The sequence below is a fragment of the Brucella daejeonensis genome, assembly GCF_014199265.1.
Classification (GTDB): Bacteria; Pseudomonadota; Alphaproteobacteria; order Rhizobiales; family Rhizobiaceae; genus Brucella; species Brucella daejeonensis.
In genome coordinates this window covers 1-18,394 of the sequence record NZ_JACIJG010000029.1, presented here as the reverse complement: position 1 = coordinate 18,394, position 18,394 = coordinate 1, and the positions used below count along the sequence as shown (strand labels likewise).

Sequence of the window (18,394 nt, the reverse complement as noted above, 5' to 3'; positions counted from 1 at the left end):
TGCGGTGGCCAAAGTTGCAGTCAAGAAATGATCGGTGCTGGCGCAATCAACGCTTCGCGGCACCGCAAGGAGATAGAGTTGCAGACGTGCCAAATCCTGGGAGCTCCCGTTCAAAGTGGCGCATCCCAACCCGGATGCCTGATGGGACCTGATGCGTTTCGGACTGCCGGCTTGACGCAAGTTCTGACGGAACTGGGCTGGGCTGTCACCGATCTTGGAGATGCGACGCCGACGGGCGAACCCGACCTCAGCCACCCCAATTCCGCGGTGAAGAACCTCGATGCCCTGGCAGGATGGACGCGCGGCCTGTCCCGGAAAGCTCTGGAGATGGCGCGTGGCTGCGATCTTCCGGTCTTTCTCGGCAGCGATCACTCGATGTCTGCTGGCACCGTCTCAGGTGTGGCCCAATGTACAGCCGAGCTCGGCAAGGAGCAATTCGTCCTCTGGCTGGACGCGCATACGGACCTGCATACCCTCCACACGACCGCAAGCGGCAATCTCCACGGCACTCCCGTCGCCTACTATACGGGCCAGCCTGGCTTCGAAGGGCTGCCGCCGCTGGTAGCGCCTGTGAATCCCCGCAACGTATTCATGATGGGGATTCGCTCGGTCGATCCGGAGGAAAGACGCCGGGTGGCCGAGATCGGCATCGAAGTCGCAGACATGCGGGTTCTGGATGAGCAAGGGGTCGTACGCCCGCTGGAAGCATTTCTTGACCGCATCAGCAAGGCCAATGGTCGATTGCACGTCAGCCTCGATGTGGACTTCCTCGATCCCGGGATCGCGCCAGCCGTTGGCACGACCGTCCCGGGCGGGGCGACCTTCCGGGAAGCGCATCTCATCATGGAGATGCTGCATGACAGCAGTCTTGTTACGTCACTCGACCTGGCGGAGCTCAACCCGTTCCTGGACGAGAGGGGGCGCACTGCCCGCCTCATGACGGATCTAGCCGCGAGCCTGTTCGGCCGGCGCGTGTTCGACCGGGTGACAACAGCATTTTGACCATCGGGTGTCGCCCGGTGCGATCAAGGTTTGCCTCTCGCATCGAGACAGCCCTTCGAAACCACGAGGACGAATATGAAGGTTGGAATAGTTGGAGCCGGATCGATCGCCATTGGATATGCGGCGTTCCTCTTACAGAATGGCCATAAGCCATTGATATGGTCGCGGTCACGGGAACGAACCGCTGCTTTCTCTGCCGGTGCGCCGGTGAAGATCACCGGTGCGATTAGCACGGAGTTCCACCCGCATATCTGCACGAACGCCGAGGAACTGACTGACGCAGATGTGATCGTGCTGGCACTGCCTGCCTATGGGCACCGCTTTGTCCTCGACGCTCTTGTGCCGCACCTCAGCGCACGTCACTCGGTGATCATCAGTGCTCATTTGTCCTTTGCGGCGCTTTACCTCGCGAAGGGGCTGGCCGAGCGCGGGATCGAGATCCCGGTCACGGCATGGAGCACAACTGTGCTGACCTGCAAGCCGCGGGCGGCAGACACGTTCAACATCGGGACTATTCGGGCAAAGGTCGATATGGCGACGGTGCCTGCACGTTTCGCGGGACGGGCGCACGAAACCTGTGTCGCTCTGTTCGGTGATCGCTTCGACGTGAAGGACGATATCCTCACGATCGCGTTGAGCAATCTCAATCCCCAGGACCATATGGGTATCGCGCTATGCAATCTGTCGCGTATCGAGCGGGCCGAGGAATGGGGTCAGAACACCAACGTCACGCCTGCCGTCGGCCGCTTCCTTGAGGCGCTAGATCTGGAGAGGCTGGCAATCGCGTCCGCCTTCGGCAAGACGGTCCGGTCGACCTTCGATCACTTCCGATTGTCGTTCGACATATCCGGTGGGTCCGTCTCGGAAATATCGTCGATCCTGGTCGGGCGCGGAAGCGACCCGGCAGGCCCGAAGAGCGTTGATACTCGCTACGTGCTCGAGGACGTTCCCTTCGGTCTGATCCCAACCCTGCATCTGGCAAAAGCAGCCGGCGTGTCTGCGCCCTTGCATGAAAGCGGCGTCCGGATCTTGAGCGCATGCTACGGACGCGATTTCTCCGAAGAAAACGACCTGCTTCCAGATCTCGGCCCGCTCGATCTTCCCACGCTCAAGGAGCGGGTAGTCACCGGATACGCGATCACGGCCGAACCCGTGTGATCCGGACACGTCCGACAGTCTATCGAACCAATAAGGGGGCCAAAAGATGCCTGCAATTGCCAATCTCAACATCGTTCCGTTCATCAGCGTCGAAAACATGATGGACCTGGTGGTCAGCACCGGCATCGAGAACTTCCTTGTTCAACTGGCCGGCTACATCGAAGAAGATTTCCGGCGGTGGGAGAGTTTCGACAAGATTCCTCGGGTAGCCTCGCATTCCCGAGACGGCGTGATCGAACTCATGCCGACAAGCGACGGCACGTTCTACGGCTTCAAGTATGTGAACGGCCACCCGAAGAACACTAAGTCGGGACGCCAGACGGTGACCGCCTTTGGCGTGCTCTCCGATGTCGACAGCGGTTATCCGCTTCTTCTTTCGGAAATGACGATCCTGACAGCGTTGCGGACGGCCGCCACCTCCGCGATCGCGGCAAAGTATCTCGCCCGTAAGGACGCGCGCACGATGGCACTGATCGGTAACGGTGCCCAGAGCGAATTCCAGGCTTTGGCCTTCAAGGCGCTGCTCGGCGTCGACCGGATAAGACTTTACGATATCGACCCGGATGCGACCGCTCGCTGCAGCCGCAATCTCCAGCGGTTCGGGTTTCAAATCGAGGCCTGCACGTCTGCTGAACAGGCAGTCGAAGGTGCCGACATCATCACCACGGCGACAGCAGACAAGCACAACGCCACGATCCTGAGCGACAACATGATCGGTCCCGGTGTGCATATCAACGGCGTCGGCGGCGACTGCCCAGGCAAGACGGAGATGCACCGCGACATCCTGCTGCGCTCCGACATCTTCGTGGAGTTTCCGCCGCAGACGAGGATCGAAGGCGAGATTCAGCAGCTCGACCCGGATCACCCGGTGATCGAGCTCTGGCATGTCATGACCGGCCTGGAAAGCGGGCGCAGGAGCGACAAGCAGATCACGCTGTTCGACAGTGTCGGCTTCGCCATCGAGGACTTTTCGGCGCTCCGCTACGTGCGCGATCGAGTTGAGGGATCGAACCACAGCAATCCGCTCGATCTTTTGGCCGATCCGGACGAGCCGAGGGATCTGTTCGGAATGCTGCTTCGGCGAGAAGCCCTGCTCGCTGCATCCTGAACCGCGAAAGGCTCACACGATGGCACCCTCGCCGGAGAATTCGACACAAGCGCTGTCGCCTCACCGCGACCGCGCATTTGTTCTTGGCGAGGTCCACGCGCGCCCGTTTCGTCCGATCGAAACGCCAGCCCGTCTGATCCATTTCGCGTTTCAATCCGCAGGGCCTGACAGGGATGCCGAGCGCAGGATGCTTTCCGCCCTGTGCGAGGAAAAGGGTCACGCGCCCGTTCCTTCCCGCGCTCAGCATCATCGCGTGTCATTCGAGAACGTTCATCTGCGCTGGGAACGGCACAACGAATTCACGACATACTGCTGGTACTACAAAGACCCTGGGCCAGAGGTCTTTTCGCTTGCGGCCGCTTCGATGGCCCTCGAAATGTACGCGCTCCCTCAGCCCGGCCCGCATTTGGTCGCCGTCGATCTGCATGTTGTCGAAGCATCCTCCGCGCCCGACCTGGACGTGACTTTCGCGAAGGAATCCCTGTGCGTCATGACCGCTGAAAAGGGAGCGGTCACCGTTGCGACGGATTTCAGGCCGGATGACCACGGGTTTGTGAAGATTCTGCTTATCAACACCGACGTGCCAGCCATGCGCATCGGAGCGCTGGCGCAGCGTCTGCTGGAACTCGAGACCTATCGATTGCTGGCACTTTTGTGTCTTCCGGAAGCTCAACGATTGGAGCCCTCCATCCGGGAGATCGAAAACGCGTTGGTTGAGGCAACCCAGGAAATGACAGGCGCTCTCACCTTGGAAGACAACGAACGTCTCCTGGACAAGCTCGTCGTGCTCGCCGCTCGGCTAGAGGCAGGGGCGGCGAAGTCGTTGTTTCGTTTCGGGGCTAGCCGTGCCTATCAGAACATCGTGCTTGGCCGGATCAACGCCATCGGCTTTGAAGCGGTGCCCGATCGGGAGACATTCCCTGCCTTCCTAAGCAGGCGGATGGCGCCGGCGCTGCAAACCTGCTTTTCGATAGAAGAGCGGCAAATCAACTTGTCCCGGAAACTGGCGAGGGCAACGCAGTTGCTGCGCGCCAAGGTCGACGTCGCAATGGAGAAGCAAAACCGCGATATCCTAGAGAGAATGAGCGAGCGCGCGCAATTGCAGTTACGACTGCAGCAGACCGTCGAGGGCCTCTCGATCGCCGCTGTCAGCTACTATGTTGTCGGCTTGCTAGGATACACCTTCAAAGGTGTGTTCCATACTCTTCATTTCTCGAATGATGAGCTGGCGATGAGCATTCTCAGCCCGATAGCAATCTTGGCTGTCGCTTTGTTTGTGCGCCATCGTACGCGGCACACTCATTCGGCACCGAAGCACCCTAGCAGGACCTGAAAAGGTTGATTGAACAGCAATTCTCTGACGCGCGCTGGCACGAGAAATTCGGGAGACGACAGATGGTTGAGCAGGCCGATGACGACCTCAGCGACGAGCAGGATAGGGAAGTTAACCTCCTCACGAATTACCGACCCATTGGCATAAGAGCTGTTTTATCAGCTTGTCTTGCACAGAAAATCGCTTCTAAGCCTGCCATAGAACCAAACAAAGATAAGGATCCGCAATGTGCAAACCGTGGCACGTGGGAACGTGGATTTGGTTTAACGACAGACAAGAGAGAGTGAAGAAAGCCACACCAAAGTGGTCGGGCGACAGGCCATCGAGCGGATAGAGACGACAAGGAAACTGGCGACACTTAGACGGAGGACGAGGAATGCAGCATTTGTTGAACCAGCGGGCCGATCTTACCGCAAATCAGGGCAGCGAAAGCTTGAGATGTGTTTGTACGACATGCGCCCTGCAGATTTTTGTCGGAACGCATGACAACCCGTCCTTTATCTCCTCAAAAACCGCCTAAAGCGAAGATGGCATGGAACGATACGCATGCCAGACCTGTCGCTCGACCTACGCTACCTGACCTATGCCATTCTTGTTGCGGAGCACGGAAGTTTTCGGGCGGCGGCACAGGCTCTTGATCTCTCGCAATCAACAATCAGTCGACGGGTTCAGTTATTGGAGCGTCGCATCGGCATCGCGTTGTTCGCTCGCAGCCGCAAAGGCACCGAATTGACGCCAGCCGGCGCCCGGTTCCTCCAGTCGGCTGCGGTTGGTGCGTCGCATATGGAGCAGGCGATCCTTGACACACGCAAAGCTCATCGTGGGGAGATCGGGGAGTTGCGAATTGGTGTGGCCACGTCTTTAGCCAACGGCTTTCTCGGAGACCTGCTGGAAAGTTATCGCGCGGCTTATCCGTCGGTCGAGATCCGTGTGGAAGAGGTCTCGCAGCGAATCGCCGGCACTCGTTTGCTCAGCCGGCGTCTTGATGTGGCGTTTCTGGCAGATGCGCCGGCACTGCATGGCTGCACGACGACAAGGATGTGGAATGAACGTCTCGTCGTAGCGTTGCCGAAGAGTCATCGTCTCGCGAGGCTGCCAAGCCTTGCTTGGGACGATCTGCGGGACGAGACCTTTTTGAGCCCGACAAACGAAAAGGGCGCCGAAATGGAATCTTTGCTTTTGAGGAAGCTCTACGAGAGCGGTTCAGCTCCTGGCATTTCGGTCCACGACGTCGGGCGGGATGACCTGCTTACCCTCGTGGCTCGCGGTTTCGGCGTGTTCATGACGCTGGAATCGACAATCAGCGAGGACTACAGGAACGTCGCATTCGTTCCTGTCGGCGATGACACCGATATCGTCGAGTTCAGTGCGGTATCGCTTGCAGAGCAGCACAATCCAGCGATCTTGCCGTTTCTGAGATTTGCGGCCGCACGATCTTCCTATCCCATCAAGAAGCCCGTCGCTCGTTCGGAGCTGAAGCCCACCTCGGGAGCATGACAAGGCGTCTTACGCTGAGCGGCCTGTATCAGGGCCATGACCCGCACTCATCTGTGGAGCTCGACGAGCCTTTGCAAAGCCTCGGTCGGTCGCCATGAACCGTTCAATCATGGGAGCGATGAGCTTTGCCGGTTCGGACACCGGCTGGCCCGTCTCACGACCCAACACCTCGGCATAAGTGACCAGATCGCGGTGAACGCTGGACGGTAGTTCCACCGTAACCTTGACGGACTTGTCGTCGGCAATTGGCCCAAGTTTCAGCTTTGCCATGGTCAACCTCTATAGGGTTCGAGGACAAGGTCGCGGGTCACAATGACGCGGACGGGGAAGCCTGGCCGAATTGTCAGCGTCGGAGCGACCTGCAACTGACGCCGGACGATCTGTTGGCCAGCGTCGTTGATGGTGTCCTGGACTCCATCACGAATGGCGCGGACCAGGCGGTCCTCGTCGCTGACCGCCAGCTCCGTGCCGACGGCGAGCAGCGTGGATAGACCGGCGGCCTTGGCGAGATCCCACCAGTGATAATCGACTCCATCCTCAAGACCGGCATAGCCTTGCGTGTCGGCGCCCGGCTGGCGTTCGAGCACAATGGAACGGCCGTTGGGGAATATCAGCCGGTTCCAGACCAGGAGCGCCCGCCTCTGACCAAACTGCACGTTGCTGTCGTACTGGCCGATAAGCCGGGTGCCTTGCGGCACGAGCAAAATGCGGCCGGTCGGACTGTCATAGATGTTTTCCGTCACCTGTGCCGTGATCTGGCCGGGCAGATCGGAACGGATACCGGTGATGAGCGCCGCTGGGATCACCGCCCCGGCCTGAAGGATGAATGGGGAAGCCGGAGCCATGACCCGATCCGAGGATGTGGTGCGGCGATCGACAGGCGCATTGAGGAATGCAAGCTGGCGATCCTGAGCGGTCTGCTGACCGGATTGATCGGCAAGGCCGGCGAGATCAAAGCCGGGAACGTTCGGCGTCGTCGAGCTACCGGGTGTCGTCGCTGTCGAGCCAGGTTGGGTCTGAAAGAAAACGCGGCTGGTGCGCGCAGCTTCTTCCTCGGCCCGGCGGCGCTGCTCCGCCTCATCGACGGTGGGCGTCGTTATCGTCGGTGGAACGACGGGCTGTCCCCTGTTCTGGGCGTCAAGGATCGGCCGCCCGAGATCGCCGGGCAGTGGCGGGCCGAGGACAGGTCCGGTGTAGTCGCGCGGCAGACCGGCAAGACCGTCTGCGGTCTGTCGGTTGTTGGTCGAATAGAGCTCCTCTCCGCCCTGGCCTCCATCGCGGGTCTGGAGAGCGTAGATCAGCGCGCCGCCGATCCCGACGAGGCCGACGGCTGTGACGCTAGCCAGCACCTTGCGCGAAAGGCGGGTGACGCGCGGCGCCTCGGCGCGAAGGCGCATGGGAGCTGTGTTGGTATTGTTCTCGCTCATGAAGCGGGTCTCCCGTCGGTGCGGACGATCCTGACGGCCTGCTGTTTGTCGCCGCTGCCAAGGCGAAGCTCGGCCGCGCCGAACAGGCGATCGACGATCAGGATGTGTTGGTGAATTCGGCTGTTGACTAGTTGCGCTTCGCCGTCCGGACCGATGACGAAGATCGGCGGCATTTCGCCCTGAACGATTCCGCGCGGAAATTCGACGTAAACCCTGCGGCCGTCGTCATAGACGGAGACGGGTTTCCAGGGCGGGTTGCCGCCGGTCAAACCGTAGCGGTAGTTGCGCGCCGCGACGGCCGGGATGACCGGCGTCGCCGGGATGCTCTGGCTTTGTCCGGCGCGCGGCCGCGGATAGGACCATGCGACGGAGGGCATATAGGGTTTCGCGCCGGAACGCAGCTCGATCATGTAAACGCGCCGGTCCGTGGTCACGACGAGATTGGTCGTGATGTCCGGCCGTGACGGCTTCACGAGGATATGGACGCGCCGGGTCGTGCCGCTGCCGCTCTCGGTGTCGCCGATAATCCAGCGGGCGGTATCGCCGGCCGCAATCGGCCCGGCGCCGGTCAGCGACTCTCCGGGTTCCAACGCGATATCGGTGATCTGCCCGGGAGCTGCGTAGACCTGATAGAGCGCTCCTTCGGACCAGGGGTAAATCTGGATCGCATTGAAGTACCCCTCCCGGCGCGGCTGCACGCGAGCGGCAGCGTTGGCGTTCTCGACGCGGGCGACTGGTGTGCTGGCCGCCGTGCCGCCCTTTGCCGGCGTCCAGGCCGGAGGGATGTGGATCGGACGGGGCCGATCGTCCGTCACCGATACGGGAACGGCCGGCAAAGCCGGAACATCCCGATCGTAGCTGATCTCCGGCGGCTTTTGCGGCGTGGCACAACCAGCCAACGCGGTGGCGGAAAGCAGCAGAACCGGAATTACGGATTTACGGAAAACCGGAATGGCGGGGTTACGGAAAGCCGATTTCATTGGCTCATCTCCCGCGACCAGTTGACGGCGTTGATGTAAATTCCGAGCGGATTGACCTTCAGCCGCTCGGCATCGCGCGGAGGCTGGATGACGATGGTCAGGATCGCAGTCCATCGCTCGGTCGCGCCGAGCTGGCCATTCTCGAAATGCCGTTCCGTCCACGCGACGCGGAAGCTGTCCGGAGAAGCGCGGATGACGCTGGAAACCTCGACGGCGATCTGCTGCTTGCCGACCTTCGTGAAGGGATCGTTGGCGCGGGCATAATCGTTGAGCGCAGCCGCGCCCCGATCGGTCGTCCACTCATAGGCCCTGAGCCAGTTCTGCCGGACGATGATCGGATCGGCGGGAATGCTTCTGGTCTGCTCGATGAAGCGTGCGAGATGCCAGGCCACCTGTGGATCGGTCGGACGATAGTCCGCCGTGGCCGGGGCGACGGTCTGGGCTTGACCCAGATTGTCTACCTGAACCACCCAGGGAACCACTGTCCCACGCGCGGACTGATAGACCAATGCGGAGGCGAAGCCCGTCGACAGGATCAGCGAACCGAACGCCATGTAGCGCCAGTTCCTCGCCTGCACGCGCGCTGACCCAAGACGTTCGTCCCAGACTTGTGCGGCCTTCTGGTAAAGTGTTTCCGGTTCAGGTGTCTTGCCGTAATGCACGGCCGGTCGTTTGAAGAGATTCATGAACGGTCACTTTCGGAGAGATTGACGGATGCGCCGGACCCATGGCTGTCGCCCGAGCGAACAGCATGGGCGGCGGCGCTGACGCCGTGGGCGACATGGCTGCCGCGCTTCAAGCGCTGGGCCCATGCCGGCGGCTGATCGGGTGTGGTTACGGGAGCGGCGGAAGCGGGATCGGATTCGTCGGTGCCCGCGCCAGACGAGAAGGAGCCCCCGGTGGCGCTGACGCCTGCACGCGCGCCGTCGGAGAAGCTGGATTTCATGCTTTCCGAGGCACGGGACGCGGCACGGCGCAACGGGGAAACGGAGACCGATCCGGCGGCGCGTGCTACGCCTCCGAGGCCGGACGCGACGCCGGACGCGCCCGACTGTCCCATAGAGCCCAATGTGTAGGCCGACGATGCCGCGCCGGCCGCCGCAGCGCCACCACGCGCGGCAGCGGCGCCGCCGGAAAGAAGAGCGGCTCCGCCCTTCGCGGCCAGCACCGCGCCGCCGCCAGCAGCAAGTGCCGCACCGCCGACAGCAAGGCCGGTGCCAACCGCGGCGCCTGCGCCAAGCTGCGGGCCGCCGCTGACCAGACCGGAGGCAATACCGGGACCGAAGATGCCAAGGCCGACGAGCGAGAGCGCCGCAAGAACGATGGCCATGGCGTCGTCGATGCTCGGGGTCTGGCCGCCGAAGCCTTGCGTAAATTGACTGAACAGCGTCGAGCCGATGCCGACGATGACAGCGAGGACCAGGACCTTGATGCCGCTGGAAATCACATTGCCAAGCACGCGCTCGGCCATGAAGGCGGTCTTGCCGAAGAGGCCGAACGGGATCAGGACGAAACCGGCGAGCGTCGACAACTTGAACTCGATCAGCGTCACGAAGAGCTGGATCGCCAGAATGAAGAAGGCGAGGATGACTAGCGCCCAGGCAAACAAAAGGCAGACGATCTGGATCAGGTTCTCGAAAACCGCGATCCAGCCCATCAGGGGTGATATCGCGTCGAGCAAGGGACGCGCGGCATCGAGGCCGGTCTGTGCGACCTTGCCCGGACGGAGCAGATCCTGCGCAGTGAAGCCGGTGCCGGAGGCTTTCAGTCCGAGGCCGGCGAAGCTGTCGAAGACAATCTTGGCGAGGTTGTTCCAGTTGGAAATCAGGTAGGCGAACACCCCGACAAACAAGGTCTTCTTCACCAGACGCGCGATGATGTCGTCGTCAGCGCCCCAGCTCCAGAAGAGAGCGGCCAGCGTCACGTCGATGACGATCAGCGTGGTGGCCACAAACGCCACCTCGCCGCCGAGCAGACCGAACCCGCTGTCGATATAGCGGGTGAAGGTTCCTAGAAATGTGTCGATAACGCCGGAGCCCCCCATGCTTCACCGCCCTTCGCTGGAGGACGGCGACGCCGGTGCAGACGACGGACGCAGGAAACGCTCGCGGGTTTCCGCCCAGACGCGCAGGCATTCGGGGTCATTCGCGGCTTGCTGGCCAAGCTGCTGGCACCGGCGCTGCCCCGCGCGCAGCGGATCGTGCGAGGGTTCGATAATGCGCGGGGAGAAATCCTCTTTCGGTTCCCCCTTTCGGGTCAGTTCGACGACCGCCGCCGTAATGGCGACGGCGACGAACACGACAGCGCCCAGCCGGGCCAGCATCTTGCCGTCCATAAGCCCGCCCTCAGTTGCCATTGAACATCTGCGCGTTGCCCGGCTGGTAGCCCGAGCCCGGCGTCAGGAAGCGGCGGCGCTGTTCCCGTCCCTGCTCCGCCGCAGCCGTGCGCTCGGCTTCGGTCAGCGCGCCGGCACGCCCGTTGGCCGCAAGCAACGCCACCAGATCGGAAAGCTGCTGCGACTGGAGTGCGAGGAGCTGGTTGCCGGCCTGCGTTGCCTGAAGCGCGCCCGTCGCGCCCTGGCTCTGGCTGATGAGTTCGCTCATCTGCGTGCGGTTGGTGTCGATGTTGCCGACGACACCCGCCTGGACGCGCATGGCGTCCTGAAGGCCGCCGACCGTATTCTGCCAGCGCGATCGCGCATCGGAGACGAGCTGCTGATCCGTGGCCGACATGGAGACGTTGCCGTATTTTTGGCTGAACATCTGGTCGATCTGCTGGACGTTGAAGGCGATGCCCTGCGCCTGCTGGAGAAGCTGCTGCGTCTTCTGGACGTTCTGCTGCAAGGTCTGGAGAGCGGAGAAAGGCAGGTTCGCCAGATTGCGCGCCTGGTTGATCAGCATCGTCGCTTCGTTCTGAAGCGAGGTGATCTGGTGCGTGATCTGTTCCAGAGTGCGCGCAGCCGTCAGCACATTCTGAGCGTAGTTCGACGGGTCGAACACGATGAGCGCATGGGCGGGCGTCACGAGCATCGGGGACAGGGCGACGGGTGCGGCAAGCATGGCCGCAGCGAGCATCGCGGCGCGCGAACGGGTATGGCGAGTGGTCATCATCGGGACTCCTTTTCAGGCTTGGGGGATGAGTGTCGTGACGTTGGGAATGAGATCGACGGCCCAGCCAACGTCCCGGGCGTTGAGCCACGCGGAGAGGAAACCTTCGCGGCCATGCTCGGCGACGATCTCGGCGATCCGCGTCTGGTCGGATTTCGAGGAGGCGGCGCAGAGCGCCAGGCCGACTTCGGACAGGCCGAGCTCGAACAGACGATTGCCCCGCCGGGACTGGCAGTAGTAGTCGCGCTTGGGCGTCGCTCGCGCGAGGATCTCGATCTGACGGTCATTGAGACCGAAGCGGCGATAGATGGCTGTGATCTGCGGTTCGACTGCCCGTTCGTTCGGCAGGAGCAGTCGCGTCGGGCAACTTTCGATGATGGCCGGGGCAATGTCCGAATTATCGATGTCGCTGAGCGACTGGGTGGCGAAGATGACCGAGGCGTTTTTCTTGCGCAGCGTCTTCAGCCATTCGCGGAGCTGGCCGGCGAAGCCTTCGTCGTCTAGCGCGAGCCAGCCTTCGTCGATGATGAGCAGCGTCGGCCGCCCGTCCAGCCTGTCGCCAATGCGGTGGAAGAGATAGGCGAGCACAGCAGGCGCAGCGCCCGTTCCGACAAGCCCCTCGATCTCGAATGCCTGCACGTCGGCCGAGCCGAGATGCTCGGCTTCGGCATCGAGCAAGCGGCCATAGGGACCGCCGACGCAGTACGGGCGGAGTGCCTGCTTGAGTTCGTTGGACTGGAGAAGGACGCTGAGGCCAGTGATCGTGCGCTCACCGACCGGCGCCGATGCGAGGGAGGTGAGCGCCGTCCAGATGTGCTCCTTTGCCTCCGGGGTGATTTTAATCCCTTCCCGCAGGAGGATCGCGACGATCCAGTCGGCGGCCCAGGCACGCTCATAGGTGTCGTGAATGCGGGCCAGCGGCTGGAGCGATACCGAGGATTCCGATCCTTCGGTCAGGCCGCCGCCGAGATCGTGCCAGTCGCCGCCCATGGCGAGCGATGCTGCGCGGATCGAACCGCCGAAATCGAAAGCGAAGACCTGGCTGCGGAGGTAACGGCGGAACTGCAACGCCATGAGGGCGAGAAGCACGGATTTGCCCGCCCCTGTTGGGCCGACGACGAGCGTGTGGCCGACATCACCGACATGCAAAGACAACCGGAACGGGGTCGAACCTTCGGTTCTGCCGTAAAGCAGCGGGGGCGCATCGAAGTGATCGTCCCGTTCCGGCCCCGCCCACACGGCGGAGAGGGGAATCATGTGGGCGAGATTGAGCGTCGAGATCGGCGGCTGACGCACGTTTGCATAGACATGGCCGGGCAGACTGCCGAGCCAGGCGTCCACCGCGTTCACCGTCTCGATCATCGCCGTGAAGTCGCGGCCCTGGATGACCTTCTCGACCAGCCGCAGTTTTTCGTCGGCAAGACGCGGGTCGGCGTCCCAGACCGTGATCGTGGCGGTGACATAGGCCATGCCGGCGACGTCGGCGCCGAGCTCCTGCAAGGCCATGTCCGCGTCGGCGGCCTTGTTGGCGGCGTCGGTGTCCACCAGCACCGACTGTTCGTTGGTCATCACCTCCTTGAGGATCGCGGCAATCGACTTGCGCTTGGCGAACCACTGCCGCCTGATTTTGGTCAGCAGTTTGGTCGCGTCGGTCTTGTCGAGGAGGATCGCACGCGTTGACCAGCGATACGGGAAGGCCAGCCGGTTCAGATCGTCGAGCAGGCCCGGCGTTGTCGCGGTCGGGAAGCCGACGACGGTCAGGACACGCAGATTCTGATCGCCAAGACGTGGCTCCAGACCGCCGGTGAGCGGCTGATCGGCGAGCAGCGCGTCGAGATAGATCGGCGTTTCCGGTACGCGGACACGATGGCGTTTCGTCGACACGCTGGAATGCAGGTAGGTCAGCGTCTCGCTGTCATCAAGCCAGCCGCAGGACGGCATGAAACCGTCGAGCAGCGCCAGCACGCGATCGGTGCGGTCGGTGAAGGCGCGCAGGACCTCGTGGGGATCGACGCCCGAGCGCTCGCGCCCTTCGTAAAGCCAAGACTCGGTGCGCGCGACTTCCTCGGCCGGCGGAAGAAACAGGAAAGTGAGGAAATAGCTCGATACGAAGTGAGCGCCGGCTTCTTCGAAGTCGGCCTTGCGCTCGGCATCGACCAGACCTGATGCCGGATCGGGAAAGTTGCTGTCTGGATAGGTGGCAGCTTCGTGCCGCTGTGCTTCGACAAAGATGCTCCAGCCCAGGCCAAGCCGGCGGAAAGCGTTGTTGATGCGGCTTGCAACGGCAACCAGCTCGGCCGCGACGGCGGAATCGAGATCGGGACCGCGAAAGCGAGCCGTGCGCTGGAACGAGCCATCCTTGTTCAGCACGATGCCGGGCGCGACGAGAGCGACCCAAGGCAGATAGTCGGCAAGGCGAGCGGCGGAGCGTCGGTACTCGGCGAGATTCATCATGACCGCGCTCCTCACACCGCGAGGAAAGCCGGTATGCGCAGATGCCTGCGCCCGACCTCGACAAAGAGCGGATCGCGACGGGCCGCCCAGACCGCCAGGAAATGACCGATCGCCCAGATGGCGAGGCCGACGAACCACAGGCGCAGGCCGAGGCCCACGGCCCCGGCCAGCGTGCCGTTCATGATGGCGATGGAACGCGGCGCACCGCCGAGCAGGATGTGTTCGGTCAAGGCGCGATGGACGGGCACCGAAAAGCCCGGCACCGCGTCGAGTTGTTCGAGGACGGCCGCCATCAGACAAGCACCCCGCCGCCGAAGCTGAAGAAACTCAGGAAGAACGAGCTCGCCGCGAACGCGATCGACAGACCGAAGACGATCTGGACCAGACGACGGAAGCCGCCGCTGGTGTCACCGAAGGCGAGCGCCAGGCCGGTGGCGATGATGATGATCACCGCCACGATCTTGGCCACCGGCCCTTCGATCGACTGGAGGATCTGCTGAAGCGGCTGTTCCCACGGCATGGAGGAGCCGGAGGCATGGGCCGGCGGCGTGGCCGCCAGCGTCATGATGGTGAGAAGCGCGGTCGAACTGGCGAGACGCTTGTAGCTGCCACGCATGATCGAGCCGACGGACAGATCTCGATAGACTGGCACGGTCGACAGGATGGGCGGATTGGTCACATTCGGAATGACGGGCGATTTCATTCAGCTTCTCCATTCGAGGTCGTTGCGGGGGTGATGCGGTAGTCGCCGGTGGCGAGGTCGATGCCGTCGACGCGCGCGAGCTCCGCGAGCCGTCGCGTCGAGCCGCGACCGGCAAGCACCGCCACCAGGTCGATAGTCTCGGCGATCAGCGCGCGCGGGACGGTGACGACGGCTTCCTGGATGAGTTGCTCGAGGCGGCGCAGCGCGCCGATGCCGGAGCCGGCGTGGATGGTTCCTATGCCGCCCGGATGGCCGGTGCCCCATGCTTTGAGAAGGTCGAGGGCTTCTGCGCCGCGGACCTCGCCGATGGGAATGCGGTCGGGCCGAAGGCGAAGCGAGGAGCGGACGAGATCGGAAAGCGTGGCAACGCCATCCTTGGTCCGCATCGCGACAAGGTTCGGGGCTGCGCATTGCAGCTCGCGGGTATCCTCGATGATGACGACGCGATCCTGCGTCTTCGCCACCTCGGCGAGCAGCGCGTTGGTCAGCGTTGTCTTGCCGGTGGAAGTGCCCCCAGCAACGAGTATGTTGGCGCGGGACTGGACCGCTGCGCGCAGCTTCACCGCCTGGTCGCCCGTCATGATGCCGGCGGCCACATAGTCGTCGAGCGTGAACACCGCGACGGCGGGTTTGCGGATGGCGAAGGTCGGCGCGGCGACCACGGGCGGCAACAGCCCCTCGAACCGCTCGCCGCTCTCCGGCAACTCAGCCGAGACGCGCGGGCTGCGGGCGTGAACCTCCGCACCGACATGATGCGCGACCAGGCGCACGATGCGCTCGCCGTCGGCGGATGTCATCGTCTCGCCGGTGTCGGCCAGACCTTCGGAAAGGCGATCTACCCAGATGCGGCCATCGGGGTTCAGCATCACTTCAACCACCGCCGGGTCTTCCAGAAACCGGGCAATTGCCGCTCCGAGCGCGGTGCGCAGCATGCGCGCGCCGCGCTGGATCGCTTCCTGTCTGTGGTGAGTGGCTGCCATGTCGTCCCCATATTTCGTGGGGACGCAACAGGTGATCCCCGGATCGGGGATGATTAAAAGAGCCCGAAATCAGGTCGATTCAACAAGTTTCGGTCGTAGTAGTAGCGTAGCGTGCAAATACAGGAAAACGGCGGCGCGGGTGTTCTGCCATAAGGCTGTAATCGATCCCAAAGGTATCGGATTTGATTTGGCTTATTAGCCGGCATTCCGACTGGAGGTGGTTTGCGGGCAGTTCACTTTGTTGTGCGGGATACTAGCGTTATAGCCGCCAAGCCGCAGCAGCATAGTTGAATTAAGTATCTCCAAGTTAGATATTTCTTTTAAAGGCGAATCAGGAAGGGGGGATTGAGGTGGCTAGATGCACTGCACCAAAAGAAGGCCATCGCTCAGCGAGCGCCGCAGCAAACTGTCCAGCATGCCGTGGCCGCAGCCGCTATGGTGGTTACAGCAGCTATAGCAATTACAGCGGTTATGGCTCGTACTCGTCCCCATCATCCCCCTCCGCAACTTACCGCTCGTCATCGGGAAGCAGCGGCGGGTCCGGTCGTGTGGGAGCGAGATGGTCGAAGGCCGGTTCAACCGTATTGTACACACCTACAGAAGTGCGGGCGCTTACCCCAATACGCCAGACTGTAGAGAGCCGTGCGGAACTACCTGATCTCCGTGACGTCTTCCTATGCCATGCTTGGGATGACCGGCAGGGGGATGCTAAGGAGTTGCATGATTTGCTCGAAGCACGCGGCGTTTCGGTCTGGTTCAGCGAAAAAGACGTTGCTCTCGGCACGTCGTTGCTTCGTGAAATCGACAAGGGATTGGTGAAGTCGCGCGTCGGGGTCGTGCTAGTAACGCCTGCGCTGCTGCGCCGTCTTCCAGCAGCGGGCGTAGCTGACAAAGAGCTCTCAGCACTCCTAGCAACCGAACAGCTCGTGCCTATCGTCCACAACACGACGTACGAAGCTCTCCGAAATGTCAGCCCCCTTCTCGCCTCGCGAAGCGGCCTGAGCACCGAAGAAGACTCGATGACAGTGGTGGCGGATAAGCTCGCCGAGTTGGTTGCCATCTAGCTTGATTTCAATGTGGGATTTTCTTCCACATGCAATATGACCGATTGTTTTTTGCTTGCATGTATTAGCACTACTTTGGCAGATTGAAAGGATGGCGTCCGATCTGGTGGTTGCAGTGCGGACATCGGATTTCCGCTTCTATCAAGATCAGGGCTGCGATGACGGCGCGCCGGACTGCCGGCAGGGTTGGTTCAGGCGGTCCGTTCTGTTGACGCCTCTGGTTTTTTTTCCCGCTTTGCGATCTGAAGGCGGTGATGCTGGAGGAAGGCGTATGCGATCATGGTCATCAGGGCGTGACGGTGCAGCCCTTTCCATGATCGGCCTTCGAAATGATCGAGGCCGAGCTCTTCTTTCATCTGCTGGTGCGCCTGCTCGCAGACCCAACGGGCCTTGATGGCGCCGGCCAGTTTCTTGAGCGTTGTATCAGCAGGCAGATTGGACACGTAGTATTTCCGTTCCCCGCTCGAACGCCACTCGCCGACCAGCCAAGCCTCTTCGCCGGGCATATGCTGTTGGCCCTTGTCGAGGATGCGCTGTGGAGGGCCATCGGCAATACGAACACGGCTTGCGGCAAAACGTGCTGACAGGCGGCCTTTTGTACCGCGGCGCCAACTGACCTTCCTCCATCGCGCATCCGAAAGGATCGTTTCGGCTGCCATCGACAGGATGTCCGGTATGGGATGCTGGCGCGGCCGGCCACGAGAGGAAACCGGGAATATCAGCGCGACATCATGGGGATAGACCTTCTGATGCTTGGGAATGCCGACCGCCCAGACGAGACCACGAGCACTCAGGCCCTGCCGGAACGCAGCCGATAGACCATAACCCGCATCGGCAAGCACGACGCCGAAACGCATGCCTGTCGACATCAGGCGATCGATCTCTTCCAGGGCGATCTCGGGCTTGGTGCGTGGCTGACGCATCTGCTCGGGGATACCGGCTTTCAACATCCGAAATGGAGCGTTTGTCCAGCTTTCGGGCAGGAACAGTCGCAAGGCCACCGGCACGGGAACCTCCGCGCGGGCCAGTGTCAGCGATACCAGCGTCTGGCAATTGGCTCTCTTGCCCAGCATCGAAGCATATTGCGGGGCGACCCCGACGGAATGCTCCCCCTTCTTCGGCAGAGCTGTGTCGTCGATCACAAGGAATGCGTCGTCTGCGCCGACCATCCTGTCCGCCTGACGCGCCAGTTCCAGCATGAGCGGTTCATCATCCCACATACCATCGGAAATAAAATGATGAAGGCGATCGTATTGTCCTGGAGCCAGGCGTGCGGCCATAGGCTCAATGCTCTTGCGATCTCCGGGGCCAAGCAGGCCGGCGATATAAAGCGGACACATCACGCCGCGCTTCTTGTGCCCAAACCGGTCGATAAACGGCTGTAAAAACAGCGAAAGCTCTGCGTCCATATCTGCCACTGGCACCTCCAATGAAAGGTGCAAGCAGCATCTCAAATCAAACTTGCCTCAATCTGCCAAAGTAGTGTTAGGTCCTGTTGACAAAGTGGATTCCCAAATCAGCAGAAGCGTGATTCAAGACTGCTTTTTAGGAGGCAGTTTTGGCTCGCGGCGACCTGACAGA

At 61.9% G+C, this 18,394-nt stretch carries 18 protein-coding genes and 1 pseudogene; 7 read left to right on the top strand and 12 right to left on the bottom strand.

Features of this window, described 5'->3' with window-relative positions; translation table 11 throughout:
* Positions 1–27 precede the first annotated feature (27 nt).
* From rocF to FHS76_RS20980, 6 genes are all read left to right on the top strand, one after another.
* On the top strand, positions 28–1,002 hold the full coding sequence (gene rocF, locus FHS76_RS21005) for an arginase (protein ID WP_183657745.1): 975 nt from the start codon (positions 28–30) through the stop codon (positions 1,000–1,002).
* A 75-nt stretch (positions 1,003–1,077) separates the two neighbouring features.
* On the top strand, positions 1,078–2,160 hold the full coding sequence (locus tag FHS76_RS21000) for an NAD/NADP-dependent octopine/nopaline dehydrogenase family protein (protein ID WP_183657742.1): 1,083 nt from the start codon (positions 1,078–1,080) through the stop codon (positions 2,158–2,160).
* Positions 2,161–2,206: 46 nt separating this feature from the next.
* On the top strand, positions 2,207–3,268 hold the full coding sequence (locus FHS76_RS20995) for an ornithine cyclodeaminase (RefSeq protein ID WP_183657739.1): 1,062 nt from the start codon (positions 2,207–2,209) through the stop codon (positions 3,266–3,268).
* A gap of 19 nt (positions 3,269–3,287) precedes the next feature.
* The gene (locus FHS76_RS20990) at positions 3,288–4,601 is read left to right on the top strand and encodes a DUF3422 domain-containing protein (RefSeq protein ID WP_183657736.1); all 1,314 of its coding nucleotides are present in this window, start codon (positions 3,288–3,290) and stop codon (positions 4,599–4,601) included.
* Positions 4,602–4,663: 62 nt separating this feature from the next.
* Positions 4,664–4,888: a hypothetical protein gene (locus FHS76_RS20985; protein ID WP_183657733.1), complete on the top strand. Its 225-nt coding sequence runs from the start codon at positions 4,664–4,666 to the stop codon at positions 4,886–4,888.
* 259 nt (positions 4,889–5,147) lie between these two features.
* Positions 5,148–6,098, top strand: coding sequence for a LysR family transcriptional regulator (locus tag FHS76_RS20980; protein ID WP_183657730.1), 951 nt, complete (start codon positions 5,148–5,150; stop codon positions 6,096–6,098).
* A gap of 9 nt (positions 6,099–6,107) precedes the next feature.
* On the opposite strand, the gene FHS76_RS20975 is transcribed toward FHS76_RS20980, so the two are convergent.
* The 11 genes from FHS76_RS20975 to trbB form a co-directional block, all read right to left on the bottom strand.
* Positions 6,108–6,368: a DUF2274 domain-containing protein gene (locus FHS76_RS20975; protein WP_183657727.1), complete on the bottom strand. Its 261-nt coding sequence runs from the start codon at positions 6,366–6,368 to the stop codon at positions 6,108–6,110.
* Between the two features lie 2 nt (positions 6,369–6,370).
* Positions 6,371–7,525, bottom strand: coding sequence for a TrbI/VirB10 family protein (locus FHS76_RS20970; protein ID WP_183657724.1), 1,155 nt, complete (start codon positions 7,523–7,525; stop codon positions 6,371–6,373).
* A complete protein-coding gene (trbG, locus tag FHS76_RS20965; RefSeq protein ID WP_183657722.1) occupies positions 7,522–8,505 on the bottom strand; it encodes a P-type conjugative transfer protein TrbG in 984 nt (327 codons plus the stop codon). Before trbG ends, FHS76_RS20970 begins: the two co-directional genes overlap by 4 nt.
* On the bottom strand, positions 8,502–9,191 hold the full coding sequence (gene trbF, locus FHS76_RS20960) for a conjugal transfer protein TrbF (RefSeq protein WP_183657719.1): 690 nt from the start codon (positions 9,189–9,191) through the stop codon (positions 8,502–8,504). Before trbF ends, trbG begins: the two co-directional genes overlap by 4 nt.
* On the bottom strand, positions 9,188–10,549 hold the full coding sequence (trbL, locus tag FHS76_RS20955; protein WP_183657716.1) for a P-type conjugative transfer protein TrbL: 1,362 nt from the start codon (positions 10,547–10,549) through the stop codon (positions 9,188–9,190). Before trbL ends, trbF begins: the two co-directional genes overlap by 4 nt.
* A gap of 3 nt (positions 10,550–10,552) precedes the next feature.
* A complete protein-coding gene (gene trbK-alt / locus FHS76_RS20950; RefSeq protein ID WP_183657833.1) occupies positions 10,553–10,840 on the bottom strand; it encodes a putative entry exclusion protein TrbK-alt in 288 nt (95 codons plus the stop codon).
* Positions 10,841–10,850: 10 nt separating this feature from the next.
* On the bottom strand, positions 10,851–11,612 hold the full coding sequence (gene trbJ / locus FHS76_RS20945; RefSeq protein ID WP_183657713.1) for a P-type conjugative transfer protein TrbJ: 762 nt from the start codon (positions 11,610–11,612) through the stop codon (positions 10,851–10,853).
* Between the two features lie 15 nt (positions 11,613–11,627).
* The gene (trbE, locus tag FHS76_RS20940; RefSeq protein ID WP_183657829.1) at positions 11,628–14,066 is read right to left on the bottom strand and encodes a conjugal transfer protein TrbE; all 2,439 of its coding nucleotides are present in this window, start codon (positions 14,064–14,066) and stop codon (positions 11,628–11,630) included.
* 11 nt (positions 14,067–14,077) lie between these two features.
* On the bottom strand, positions 14,078–14,359 hold the full coding sequence (locus FHS76_RS20935) for a VirB3 family type IV secretion system protein (protein ID WP_183657710.1): 282 nt from the start codon (positions 14,357–14,359) through the stop codon (positions 14,078–14,080).
* The gene (locus tag FHS76_RS20930; RefSeq protein ID WP_183657825.1) at positions 14,359–14,682 is read right to left on the bottom strand and encodes a TrbC/VirB2 family protein; all 324 of its coding nucleotides are present in this window, start codon (positions 14,680–14,682) and stop codon (positions 14,359–14,361) included. Before FHS76_RS20930 ends, FHS76_RS20935 begins: the two co-directional genes overlap by 1 nt.
* A gap of 83 nt (positions 14,683–14,765) precedes the next feature.
* A complete protein-coding gene (gene trbB / locus FHS76_RS20925; RefSeq protein WP_183657708.1) occupies positions 14,766–15,749 on the bottom strand; it encodes a P-type conjugative transfer ATPase TrbB in 984 nt (327 codons plus the stop codon).
* A gap of 350 nt (positions 15,750–16,099) precedes the next feature.
* On the opposite strand from trbB, the gene FHS76_RS20920 reads away from it, so the two are divergent.
* Positions 16,100–16,813: a toll/interleukin-1 receptor domain-containing protein gene (locus tag FHS76_RS20920; RefSeq protein ID WP_183657705.1), complete on the top strand. Its 714-nt coding sequence runs from the start codon at positions 16,100–16,102 to the stop codon at positions 16,811–16,813.
* A gap of 206 nt (positions 16,814–17,019) precedes the next feature.
* Here FHS76_RS20920 and FHS76_RS20915 read toward each other — a convergent pair.
* A pseudogene (locus FHS76_RS20915) lies at positions 17,020–18,222 on the bottom strand (IS701 family transposase); the annotation flags it as partial.
* Between the last annotated feature and the right edge of the window lie 172 nt (positions 18,223–18,394).